Annotated in this window: 6 protein-coding genes; all 6 read right to left on the minus strand. The window is 64.9% G+C overall.

The window, feature by feature from the left end; all coding sequences use genetic code 11:
• Window positions 1-118 precede the first annotated feature (118 nt).
• On the minus strand, window positions 119-3,271 hold the full coding sequence (locus BXU08_RS09950) for a TonB-dependent receptor (protein ID WP_077509920.1): 3,153 nt from the start codon (window positions 3,269-3,271) through the stop codon (window positions 119-121).
• A gap of 859 nt (window positions 3,272-4,130) precedes the next feature.
• Window positions 4,131-5,366, minus strand: a complete 1,236-nt coding sequence (locus tag BXU08_RS09955; protein WP_077509921.1) for a cytochrome P450 — start codon at window positions 5,364-5,366, stop codon at window positions 4,131-4,133.
• Complete coding sequence (locus BXU08_RS09960) at window positions 5,363-6,979, minus strand: hypothetical protein (protein ID WP_150125491.1); 1,617 nt, start codon at window positions 6,977-6,979, stop codon at window positions 5,363-5,365. The genes BXU08_RS09955 and BXU08_RS09960 overlap by 4 nt, the downstream gene beginning before the upstream one ends.
• Complete coding sequence (locus BXU08_RS09965) at window positions 6,961-8,586, minus strand: hypothetical protein (protein ID WP_150125492.1); 1,626 nt, start codon at window positions 8,584-8,586, stop codon at window positions 6,961-6,963. Before BXU08_RS09965 ends, BXU08_RS09960 begins: the two co-directional genes overlap by 19 nt.
• A gap of 430 nt (window positions 8,587-9,016) precedes the next feature.
• The gene (locus BXU08_RS09970; protein ID WP_253190330.1) at window positions 9,017-9,805 is read right to left on the minus strand and encodes a ZIP family metal transporter; all 789 of its coding nucleotides are present in this window, start codon (window positions 9,803-9,805) and stop codon (window positions 9,017-9,019) included.
• A 187-nt stretch (window positions 9,806-9,992) separates the two neighbouring features.
• Window positions 9,993-13,025: a TonB-dependent siderophore receptor gene (locus BXU08_RS09975; protein WP_077509924.1), complete on the minus strand. Its 3,033-nt coding sequence runs from the start codon at window positions 13,023-13,025 to the stop codon at window positions 9,993-9,995.
• Window positions 13,026-13,099: the final 74 nt, after the last annotated feature.

Below are 13,099 nucleotides of genomic sequence, written 5' to 3' on the forward strand. Positions count from 1 at the left end.
GGCTAGCCCAGCCGGCGCCCCGCGGAAAGCCGGCACAAAAAACGGCCGCCACTAGGACGGCCGAGGCAGCGGACAGAAAGACGGGCGGCCGAGGGAAATCGAGCCGCCCGCGCGCGACCTAGAACCGGCCGCGAAGCCCGATCATCACCTGCCGGCCCGGCTCGTAGAGCGTGTAGGCGGCATTCTCGAACTGGAAGTAGGTGCGCTGCTGCGCCTTGGTCAGGTTGATCACGTCGAGGGTCAGCTGCGGCGCCCATTTGAGGTCGAACAGCTCGGCAAAGTCGACGCTCGCGGTCATGTCGAACTGCTGATAATCATCCGAATAGAAGCGCGCGAGGGCAATGCCGTTCTGGTTTGGATCCGACGACACCGAACCGCGCTGGAACGTCGTCGACAGCCGCACGCTCAGCCCGTTCTGCTCATAATAGCCCGTGATGTTGTAGGTCACCGGTGACACGCCGACCGCGACTGCGGGCGCCGCCCCCGAACCGGTCTGGTCGATCAGCGTCAGATTGGCGTTTAAGCCGAAGCCGTTGACTCCGAGATAGCGCCCCAGCAGAAAATCGAGCGGCTGCACCCAAGTCGCTTCCAGCCCGTTGACCTTGAGCGTACCGGTCGCGTTGACCTGTTGCTGCAGCGTGATGTTGGCGGCGGCTGGCCCGCCCCGCGCGGTGATCGCCGCCTGCTGCGTCGGCGACAGCGTGTCATAAGTGATGCCGAACGGCGCCAGCGTCGAGAACGGTGCCGTGGTCGTGCTGTTGACCGTGAAGCCGGTCAGCGCCTTGCGGAACGCCGTGAAGCCGACATAGCCCTCCTTGCCGGTGTAATATTCGAAGCCCAGGTCGAAGTTGGTCGAAAGATACGGATCGAGCGCCGGATTGCCGATCGTCGCCGCATCCGCCGAAGGCGAGGTGAAGCTCAGCCCCGGCAGCATGGTGTTCGGATTGGGCCGGGTCATCGTCCGCGAGGCAGCGGCGCGCACCACGGCATTGTCGGTGATGTGGAACGCCGCGCTGCCCGAGGGCAGCCAATTGTCATAGTCGCTCTCGGTGTAGAGGAAGCTCACCACGTTGGGATAGCAGGATCCATCGCGCGGATTGCCGGTGCCGGGGCACGCATTGGGCAGCGGGCCGGCGCCGTCGGGGTCGGTGCCGTTGCGCGGATCGGTTACCGACACGCGACCGCCGATCGTCTGGTTGGTGCGGACATAGCGCAGGCCGAGATTATAGTTGATCCGGCCCCCGGCGAGCGAGGTGTCGCCGTTGATCTCGCCATAGAAGCCCAGCGTCTTCTCGCGGACATAGCCGCCATTGGCGCCGGTATTCGCCGATCCGGCCTCGGGCGCGCTGTCGTGGAACGCGTCATAGTTGGACGCTGCCTTGAAACGCTCCCAATCGACCGTGACGAAACCGCTTGATGTCGGCCGCAGGAAGCTGGGCACCTGCGCGTTCGAAATGAGCGATCCCGCATAGGTGACCGGCCCGGTCTGCCCCGTCGAGAAGCCCGTGCCGAACGCGGGATAGGTCGGATAACCCGCCGGCGCCGCGCCCGGCTGGACCAGTCCGTTGCACGGCGGCTGGGTGTTGGGGCTCGGCAGGAACACGCTGGGGCGGTTGCCGCACACTGCGTTCTGCCAGGCCTGGCTGTTGTCGAACGCGCTGATCGTCCGCGACACATCGTCATAGGCGACGCCGCCGCGAATGTTGAACTGGCTGTCACCCCAGGTCAGGTTGCCGCGAATGCCCTTGGTCTCGGTCTCGCGGCGCTCGTCCTGGATGTTCACGCGGCCGCCGGGCCAGCCGAAGTTCGCCGGATTGTTCAGGTCGATATTGCTGCCGATGCTCGGCATGTTGCCGTCGCTATTGTCATAGGTGACCGTCACCCCCGAGCTGGCCGGGGTGATAACCAGCACCGTCGGCGATTCGCGGTGGAAATCGCTCTTGGTGTAATTGCCCTGGATATCGATCTTCAGGCTGTCGGTGATTTCGAAGTCGAAGCCCGGATTGATCCCCCAGAACTTAACCGTCTCCAGATGCGGACGATATTCGAGGAAGAACTGCGCATTGGCATAGGTGCCGCCGGTGACGACGCAGCCTGTCGCGCAATCGGTGCGGTCATAGGTCGTGTTGAGCGGCACCATCGCACCGTTGCGGCCGACCCAGTTCATGTCGACGCGCTCGAGTTGGTTGTCCTTCCAGCCGTACATCGCATCGACATAGGCGTGGAAGCGCTCGCCCTTATATTCCAGGCTGGCGACGGCGTTGATCCGCTCCTTGGTACCCTCCTCGAACATCGGCCGGCCCAGGCGCGGGATGATGCCATTGTCGAGCTGCTGGATCGTCGCACCGGGATTGCGCGCGAGCAGGAATGCCTGGTCGATCGTCGCGCCGGCGGTCAGCCCGTTCCCGGCATTGGCGGGCACCGTGCCGGGGATCGTCCAGTTGCCGCCACCCGTGGGGTTGCAGCCGGTCGCCGCGCCGCATTGCGCAGCCGACAGGTTCGGATTGGTCCAGCCGATCGTCTCGAAGCCGGTCGAGCGCACTTCGTTGTGCACCCCCGCCACGCCGAGCAATATCCCGAAATCGCCCATCGTCGTGCTGGTGAGCAGCGAACCGCGATAGCCCCATTTGTCCGAATTGGTGTTCTTGGTCAGCTGGCCGCCATAGGTTACGCGCGTGCCTTCGCGGTCGAACGGGCGGGCGCTGCGCATGTTGACGGTGCCCGCCGCGCCACCTTCGATCATGCTCGCCTTGCCGCTCTTGTCGACAGTCAGCGACGTGAACAGCTCGGTCGGGAACAAGTCGAGATCGACTTCGCGGTTGGTGTTCTGCGAATCTGTGCGCCCGGTCGACGCCACCGCCACCGGCGCGCCGTTGAGCAGCACCTTGGTAAAGTTGGTGCCCAGCCCGCGGATCGCGATGCTCAGGCCCTCGCCGGTCACTTCGCGGCTGATCGTCACGCCGGGGATGCGATTGAAGCTCTCGGCGATGTTGGTGTCGGGGAACTTGCCGATATCCTCGGCGAAGATCGCGTCGGTGAAGCCCGTCGAGTTCTTCTTGGCGTTGGTCGAGCTTTCGAGGCTTGCGCGATAGCCGCTGACAACGATCTCGTCCTCGACACTCGTCGGCAGCGCCTCTTCGGCAGGCGGTGGATTTTGCGACTCGGGGGGGGCGGTCTGGGCGAGCGCGGGCCAGGCAGTTCCGGCAAGCAGCACCGCGCCGAGCATGGCGGCGCGGCGCGCGGAAAAATCACGTGCAGTGGATGCGTGCATGGTCCCCTCCAAAGGCCTCTTGCGGGCCGTTCGCTCCATCGGTGGATCCGAATGTTAGCGGTCACATATGGCTATGCCTCGGCCGAGTGGCTGTCAACTCATACATTTGCGCACAAAGTCTTTGGTTTCAGTATAATGAGTTACCGCTTTGCAGCATGGCCACGGCAAGCCCGCGCGCGCCTCCGTATTTCCGACTCATGTCTGTGGGATAAGCCACGCCGCTGGCCATCGCCAAAGCGTGATCCGCAGCACGAAGCGGCCGGACCGCTCGCTGACGATCGGTTGACGTCACCCGTACATGCGGAACTCGCCCGGCGCGTCACGGCGAGCAAAGCGCCCGCCAAAGATCCCGGCTGGATGCTCGAACGCCAGGGACGGCTATCGCGGTGCGCCTCGCGATGTCGAGCCAAATACTATGCGGAGAACGCCCTGCCGGGTGGGTAATATCTCGGCGAGCGGCACTAGGGTCCGGCCGCACGGGTGCGAGCCAGCGATGGCCGTTTCCCGATAGTTGAGGAGCGTCTGGCTGCGGCCTCGCAAACCGCTTGAAATGTAGGATTTCGGCTGCTGAAATCGATGCTCGGGCACTTGGCCCCCAGCTCTTTGACAGCGTCGATCCCGCCGGAACGCAAACTCGCGTCGGCTGAACCTTCGACATTTCCCGCATGGCCACACCACCGCTGAAACATGCGCGACAGTGTGACCCTGGTGTGACCTTTGCTTTCGCAAAGCGCCGCTGCGACAGCCTTCGCCTCGACCGGCCAGGGCTTCCAATCCGAGTGCGAACCCTGGGAAAGAGGTCATTCTACTCCCACGCGCGCGTTCCGCGCGCCCTTCCCATCAAGGGAGAAGAGGCGCTTCAGCCGTACGCCACCACCAGCCGCTCGGCGAACGGGCCGTTCTTGGTCAGCTTGCCCTGCTTGCCCGGCGCGCGGCGCAGCTTCGGTTGCTTGAGCAGCGGCTTGAGCATCAGGTGCAGCGTCGCATGGTTGATGTGGCGGCCGAAGCATTCGTGCAGCCCGAAGCCGAAATGCATATAGTTGCTGGCCGGCCGGGTGTGATCGAACACCTTGGGATTGGCGACGCGGCGCGAGTCCATCATTGCCGAAGCGAAGGCGGCGAGCACCTGCGCGCCGGCGGGGATCGTCGCCGCATGCGACGTTCCGGTGCCCAGCGTCCAGTCCTTCAGCGCGACGCGCGGCAGCCCGGGCGCGAGCGGATCGAAGCGCATCGCCTCCATTACATAGCAGCGCAGCAGATCGTCATCATCGGCACGCGCCGCCGCCTGCGCCTCGGCGAGCACGTCGGGTCGCTTGAGCAATTGCTCCATCGCCTGTGGCACCACCATCGGCGGCTGCGGCGGCCCACCAACGATGAACCCCATCAGCGAGGTGCGGATGAAGTCGTCGCTATAGCCCGCATCCCCCGCCTTTTGCATTGCCAGGCAGCGCGACAGCACATCGTCCTTGCCCGGATCGGCACGCCGGCGGTCGATTTCGTTCTGGATATGAGTACGCAGCGCCGGGGCGATCTCGTCGACTTCGGCACGAAGCTTGGGGTCGTTGCCCTGATCGGCGAACTGGAATTCGAACAGCCGCGTGCCCCAGACGCGGAGGTCGCCGACCTGCGGCTCGGGCACGCCAAGATAATCGCCCAGCATCGTGAAGGTCACCCGGCGCACCAGCGTATCGACGACGTCGATCTTGCCGCCCGCTGTCGCGACGATCTGCTCGGCCAGCGCCTCGGTCTGCGCCGCCAGCCTGGGCAAGTCGCCGGGCAGTACCACCTTGCGCATCGCATCGGTATCGTGGCGATATTGCGGCGTGTCGCCCATGCCGAGGAAGAAGGGCTGGCCGCCCATGATCACGTCGAGATGCGGCCTGTATACCACACCGAACGCCGGATCGGTGGCGAAGACCTCGCGCACGTCATCATAGCGCGACGTGAGGTAATTATTGCCCAGCTTCATCACCGGCTTGAACCGCCGGAGCAGCCCGAAAAAGGTCGGCATCAGCGCGAAGACCATGCGCTGCATCCAGGCCTTGAACCCCTTGGGGCCCGGGCGGAGCACGTTGGTGGACGTGATCGCGCTCATAGGGACGCCAGATATCGAATGGCCGGCATGCTCGGCAGGAAGAAATATTCGCCGCCCGCCATCTTCACGAACGTGTCGATCTCGATGATCCGCCGCAACGGATCTTGCGGGATGGTCAGCATACCCTTGGGACCCAGCAACGGATCGACTTCGTCATAGAGGAAGGCGAAGTTCGGGTTGAGCATCCAGGTCTGCTGGACGAACTCGAACTGGCGCGTGATGTCGGTGTTGAGGCAAATGAACAGCAGCCCGCGATCGGCCCCGTCGTCCGTCTTGGGATCCTTGATGTCGGGCCCGTATTTCCGCCCGCGGCGCAGGATGCGATGGTTGTTCGCCGCGTCGAGCAGCGTCTGTTTGTCACTCGGCTTGGGCGCGAGCCCGTCGCGCGGATTGCCGCGGCGGACATGGCTTCCGAGCGGACAGCCATGTCCGTGCCGGTCGCGATCGTAGAACAGGAAATCATTGTCCGGCTGGTCATATTTGTCGACCGGCAGCACGCCGGTCTTGCTGTTCGGGCACAGCAGATTGCCGTTGAGGTCGCGGCCGATCACGCGGCTGGCGATCCATTCGGCATCGATATGCCCCGAATGCTCGGGATCGCGCTTGTTGATCCGTTCGGCCCCCGCCTGCATCGAATTCCAGAACGCGGCGACATCCTGCTTGAGCTCGCGCACTACCATGTAGCTGCCGTCGAGCCCGAGATCGAGAAAGCCCTCGCCGCGTGGATGCGCCGGCAGTCCGGCTGCGCGCCCCGCAGGCGTATCTTCCACCACCGGCCCGAGCGCGACTTCGTGATGGCCGTTGACGTGCCCCATCAGCACTTCGCCGAGCGGCACGCCGTTCCAATAATCGTGCGGGTAATCCTCGCCGCTCTTGATCACCACCGTGCCCGGCTCGAACGGCGCGGGTTGCGAAACGCCGTCGGCAAAGCCGAAATGCTCGCGCGCGATGCCGCGCTCGTCGGGGCGGAGATCGAGCGGCAGACCGTGGACGATCTTCACATTATGCGGCGCCAGCGCTTCGCCGACGGTCTTGCACCACGCCTCTGCGGTCTCCTCGTCCTTCTCGTAGAGGAGCAGCAGCGCGTGCACCGTGATCGGCGTCTTCACGCGCTGCTCGACGATTTGTTCGGTGTCGTCGAAGGCGCGCGCCTCGTCATCGACCGCGGCATTGTCGAGCGGCGTGTTCCCACTCCACTTCGGCCCGCCTTCGATCACCGTCTGGAGCCATTCGTCCTCGCGCCGGTCGCCGAGGCGGCGCAGCCGGTCCTCCTGGAACATGCCTTCCTTGAACGGCCGATCGAACGAAGCGAGCGTGTTCGGATGGAGCCCCATCTTGCGGAGCCCCTCCCAGGTCAGCCCGATTCCTGCCGCGCGGGCGTCCTTGCCGTCGGCATCGGTGATCGGCGCGACTGCCTGGAGCGCCTCCAGCCAGCCGCCGCCGCCCTTCTTCGGCGCCTTGTCCCAGCAGAATTCGAGGAACAGCGCGCGGCCGGTGGGCAGCGACGCGAAGCCGCTCACTACCATCCCTTGCGTCAGCGTATCGTGCGGCGGCGCCAGCTTCCAGCTCGGCGGTCCCTTTTGCGGTGCGGCGCTCACAGGTCGTTGATCCACAAAGCGGCGTCCTTGTCCGAGAGTGTTCGCTTGCGAAGCCCGTTCGCGATGCGGAAATTCCGCTCGATCTGTTCGGCGGTGAGATCCTTGTAGGCCGAGTACCAGAAGCGGCTGACCGTCATCGAATGGCGCGCCCATTCCTTGAACTGGCGGCCATGGCTGGCGCCGTCCTTGACCAGGAAGCGGGTGGGCGGGAAGCCGACGCCGCAGCACCAGGCCAGCGTAAGCCCGGCGTGCGCCTTCTCGATGAAATCGTCGAGATAGCTCTCCCAGGTCTGGTCGAAGTTCGAGAAGAACATCAGCCGCGACTTGTTGTTGACCATCGCCCAATGCGCGAAATGGATCGTCCGCATCGAGCCGAGATAGCCACTGCGCGCCTGGATCCGCAGCACGAGCCCCAGGCCACGATGCCCCGCGCGGATCAGGATCATGCGCAGGATGCCGGGCTTGATCAGCACCAGCGAGCCCATGTGGTTCTGGGGGATCCAGTCCTCGCGCCGCGCCATTTCGCGCAGCATCTTGGGATCGACCGGCGGCGCATCCTGCGACGCGTCGCCGCGCTCGAGCACGCGCAGCCACAGCACGATGATCGCCACGGTGACCGGCGCGCTCGCCAGTCCCCAGAGCAGCCAGGTCACCATCCCGTGCCATGCCGCATCGAAGCTGCGCGCCGTGAGCAGCATCGACAGCGGCGTACCCACCGCTACTGCAAGCACCAGATAGCCGAGCACGAACAAGGCGAGCGGCGGCAGCTGGTGGAGGAAGAATTTGAGGAAGCTGAACTTGGTTGCCACCCCCGTTCCCGGCAGTGCCACCCCGATCTTCTTGAGCAGCAGCGCGATGCCCGCGAAGATGACTACGAGCAGGATCAGATACCGGTCCCACGGCATCGCCAGACTGAGGATCAGCCCGGGCACCGACAGCACCAGTACCGCGGCCAGGATGAAACTGATCAGCCGCACCCAGTCGCCGATATTCTCCGACAGCGAGATCCGCTTGGGCGCCGGCGTATTGAGCCAGGCGAAATCGGGCAGCACCACCGCGCGCAGCTTGGCGTGGATCTGGCTGGGCCGGAGCACCCGATAGGGATTGGGCCCGTCGACATTGGCGCAGCGCAGCTCGACCCGCGTAGCCTCGAACAATTTATGCTCGGCAAGGATGCGGTCGCGCGTCATCCCGCGATTGCCCTGGTGGAACACCGTCGGAGTCAGCGAGCGGCATTCGAGATAAGGCGCGATCGGTGCGCGCGCGTCGGGCGCGACGATCGAATCGAACAGCGGGCCGTCATTGTCGAGCGGCCGCTTGCAGCAGCGCAGCATCGTCCGCAGATCCGGACCGATCGCCGATTCCAACTGCGCCCAGAACGGCCCGGCCTCGCCGTCGAAATTGGCTTCGATCACGAACAGCGGGTCGTAGTCGAACCCGGGAAATACGCTCAGCGACATGAAATGCAGCGCCGGCACCCGCGTCAGGAAGTCGGCGAAAGGCCCCTCCCCTCCGGACGGGTCGGTGCTGCGTTTCGCGCGCAGCTTGTCGAGCAACGACGACAGGTGATCGTAACTCTCAGGCTTAACCTCGAGCGCTACGGACAAGGTTGTTTGCCGCATGCATCTCCCCCCAAACACGCGCGGATGCCACCCCTGGCGATCCGCGAGTCGGGCGGAATGTCACACAGCAAATCGTACAAAGATAGGACAGAACCGACTTAATCGCCGCGCAACCAAATAGTGCAGAGGATCAGTGCCGATCCGGGCAAGTGAAGCCAAGGATCCGTATTTCAGACTATTATCGAATGAAATGAAGCCGGTATCGATCCGCTGCAGCGACTCGCTGTCCGGATCGACGCCCCACAACCGGTCGCCGTCAATATCTGTCGGGAGCGATCGCGGCGCCGTCCAACGACCGTCATCGCGGGCATCCGAACCGGATTACCCAACATCCCGTTCCCCCACATTCTATGCGCCAGGCGGTCATGCTGCCAGGAACGCAGGTCACGACTAGTGCTGCGGCCATGCTTGTCGCAGCCGCGCGGGGGTATCAGCCGAAAGTAGTATCCAGGAACATCATCGCGGCGAGCCCGATCATCAATCCGGTACTCGCCCTGCCGCCGCCGTTGATCCGGGCATGCGCGTCGGGGATGATGTCGGAGGCGACGACATAGATCATCGCGCCCGCGGCAAGGCCCAGCCCCCAGGGCAGAAAGGCTTGCGCCACGGTGACGATGCTAACCCCGATCAGCCCCGCGACCGGCTCTACCAGTCCGGACGCCGCTGCGATCAGCGCCGCGCGGGTCCGGCTGTAGCCGATCGTCGAGAGCGCCACCCCGACGGCGAGACCTTCCGGGATGTTCTGCAGCCCGATCCCGAACGCCGTCACGCGGCCGGCCTCGAAATCGCCGCCGCCGAAGCTGACGCCCACTGCCATGCCTTCGGGGAAATTGTGCAGCGTCACCGCGGCGACGAACAGCCAGATCCGCCGCACCGATGCAGTTGCCGCGGCGATTCCCGGCGGGCCGAGCCCGAGCTTGTCGAGCGGCGGCACCCAGTCGTTGAGCTTTGCGATGACGAAGGCGCCGAGCAGCACCGCGGCGGCGACGGTGATCGATGCGCCGGCCTGGCCAGCCCCCTGTTCGCGCGCCACTTCGATCGCAGGCAGGATCAGCGAGAAGAAGCTTGCCGCGAGCATCACTCCCGCAGCGAAACCCAGCAGCAAATTCTGCTGCTGGTCGCTCGGCCGGCGCATGAACAGCACAGGAAGCGCGCCAAGCCCGGTCGCCATCCCGGCGGCCAGGCTGCCCAGCGCACCTGCGGCTACGATCTCGTTCACGACGTCTGGACCAAAGGGTTGCGGCCTCCTTGCCGGCGGCACCTATATCAGCAACCCGCCGCCACACCACCAGTTCCCGCGGGCGCTAGACGGCAAAAGGGCCGCGGCAGGAACTGCCACGGCCCTCACTCCCCCCGGAGCGGTTGATTGCCTTCCCGATCGCGAGTTCAGATCCTCGCGATCGACCTCACTTCAGGTTGAAGCGGACACCGACGCGGAACTGGCGTCCGAGCATGTCCGAATAGGTGCTGTTCGATGCGTTGCCGGTTTCCGGAACCAGTAGCGGCCAGCGGTTGAACAGGTTGGTCACGTTGAAGAACATCTCGGCTTCCGAGCTGCCGCTGACTGCGATCTTCTGCGTCAGGTTGAGATCGGCATAGAACAGCCCCGACACGCGGTTGTTGTCATAGGTCGGGAAGTTCGTGGTCGAGACCGGGCAGCTGGTGCTGCACTCGATGCCGTTCGCGACATATTTGCCCGAGCTGACCCCGCGGCCGACGACCGTCGCCGAGAAGGTCGGGGTCTCGAAGTTGACGCTGCCGCGGAAGATCCAGGTCGGCGTGCTGCCCTGGCCGCCATTGGCGCCTACGGTGTTGACCGGCGCCGAGTTCGCGATGCCCGTCACTGCCAGGTTCTCGATATAGCGCGTCGCGATGCCGCGCAGCGTCAGGCGGTCGGCGCCGAGCGGGAGGCGATATGCCACGTCGAAGTCGATACCGCGTACCAGACGGCTGACGTAGTTGAACGGCTGGGTGCGGATCAGCAGATAGGGCTGACGCGGCGGCCCCACCACGGTGCGGGCCGGATCCTCGCTGATCGCATTGCAGAAGTCCTGGTTCCCGTCGGCATAGCAACGATTGACGGTTTCCTGCGCGCTGATCGAATCGATCGCGCCTTCCAGATTGATACGGAAATAATCGACCGATGCAGTGAAGCCGGGCAGGAAGCGCGGCGACACCACGCCGCCGATGTTCCACGAATTGGCTTCTTCCGGAAGCAGGTTCGGGTTGCCGGTGGTCAGGCCCGAATAGCCATAGGTCCGCGGGCCGTTCAAACCGTCCTGAGTAAAGATCGGATTGGAGACCGAGTCGCTGTTGGCGGTGCCCGCCTGATACAGCTCGTTGAGGTTTGGCGCCCGGATGTCGCGCGAGCGCGTCACACGGAAGCGGATGTCCTCGATCGGCGCCCAGGTCGCGCCCAGCTTCCAGGTCGTGACATAGCCCGAGTTCGAATAGTCGGTGCCCCGCACTGCGCCGTTGAACTCGAGACCGAAGCCCAGCGGAACGACAGTCTCGAGATAGGCTTCCTTGACGCTGTATTCGCCGGTGAAGGGCAGATAATTGCCGACCGACCAGGCATTGCTCGTGGTGCCGTTGGGATTGATGACCGGCTGGAACTCGGTTGGGACGGTGCCGCGGATCTTCTCCTTGCGCGCCTCGCCACCGAACGAGATGCTGACGTCGCCCGCCCAGGTGGCGAACGGCGTGATCGCCCAGTTGGTGCCGACGACATATTGCTCGAGCACCTGATCGCGATACGGATCGCCCAGCACGTAATCGATCGCCGCCGCGCTGGCGACGCCCACGCCGAGACGGTTGAGCGGGACGCAGTTCGGATCATTGTTGGTCGTGCTGGCGTCGACGTTGATCAGACACTGGATCGAACCGGCTGCGTAGCCGGCCGCGTTGCCGGCCGGCGCGAACGCCGCGGCGGTGGCCGCATTCATCCGGGCAGTGTGCATGATGTTGCGCAGCTGTTCGCGCACGTCCGAACGGCCATACTGGGCATAGACGTCCCAATGCCCGGGCTTGCCGAACGCATCGAACGATCCTTCGAGTCCGGCGACGTAGCGCTGGACCTTGCGCTCGTTGTCGATCGCGCGGAACGGCAGGTCGGCGGCGGTGGTCGCCACGGTGACGCTGGTGACGCCAGTCAGGCGTGCGGCACCGAGCGTCTGCAGCGCAAAGGCATTGCAGGTCACCGGCACCGGCACGGTGGTGCAGCCAGTGGTGTTGTAGGTGATGCCGGTCGACAGGTTGGGACCTGCGTTGAAATAGACCTTCTGGTGGTTGTACGAACCCTCGAAGAACGCCTCGACGCCGTCGGCGACTTCATAGCTCAGCCGGCCGAACACGCCCCAGCGATCGTCCTCGGGCATCAGGCCGATGCGGCGGCCGGAATCATTGACCTGCCACGATCCGCCCTGGACGACGCTTGGATGCGAGGAGTTGGGCGCGCGGGTGAACGTCGGAGACTGGAGCACGCCATAGTTGAAGGTGCTGACCGCGCCACTCTGCCCGAAATACAGGCCACGCAGCGCGTTTGCGGAGGCGCCGGCGGACGCCGTGATCAAGCCGCCGGGGGTCGAGTTCGCTGCGCCGATCTGGCGCAGCGTGGTGATGTAGCGCGGCCGGTCGGTGCTGGCCGCGGTCCAGGTCGGATCTTCGACGCGCGCATAGCCGGTGTGGTTCCACCCGCGGTCGTTCGGATCGATCTCGAAAATGCCGTCCTGGTGCGCGATCTCGGCGTTGAACAGGATATGGCCGCGACCGCCGGCGAACGACTTGCCGCCCGAGATGCTGCCCGAATAGTTGAAGCCGTCGCCATAAGTGGTGACGCCGGATTCCGCTGTGACGCGCAGCCCTTCGAGCTTCTTGTTGAGCACGAAATTGACCACGCCGCCGACTGCGTCCGAACCATAGGCGGCCGAGGCACCACCGGTGACGACCTCGACGCGATCGACCAGTCCCTGCGGGATCGTGTTGATGTCGACCCAGCCATAGATGGTCGAACCGACCGAGCGGCGGCCGTCGAGCAGGACCAGCGTGCGGCCCTCACCCAGGTTGCGCAGGCTGAGTGCGTTGATGCCGGCCGAGCCGTTCGACAAATTGAGGCGCGAATTGGCCGGCTTGGTCGAGCCGGCGAGCTGCGGCAGCTGGTTGACGAAATCGGCAATGTTGTTCGTCGGTGAGGTCTTGTTGATGTCGTCGCGGGTCAGCACCGTCAGTGGCGTCGGTGCCTGGAAGCCGTCGCGGATGATGCGCGAACCCGTCACCAGCAACTCGTCGCTGGCGGGCTCCTGCCCCGCGGTCGCCACGCCCTGGTCCGCGCCGGTCGTGTCCGAAGGCACCGTCTGCGCTGCGGCGGGCAGCGCGCAGGCCAGCGCGGCGAACGCCGTTCCCGAAACGAGGAAATTTCTGAACGCCGTATAACCAGTCATGTGATCGTGCCCCCAACGCCCTCGCCAACCCGCAGCGAGACCCGGGCATTAAGTAACAAGAATGTTGCAGCGCG

The organism is Sphingomonas sp. LM7, from assembly GCF_002002925.1.
Taxonomy (GTDB): domain Bacteria; phylum Pseudomonadota; class Alphaproteobacteria; order Sphingomonadales; family Sphingomonadaceae; genus Sphingomonas.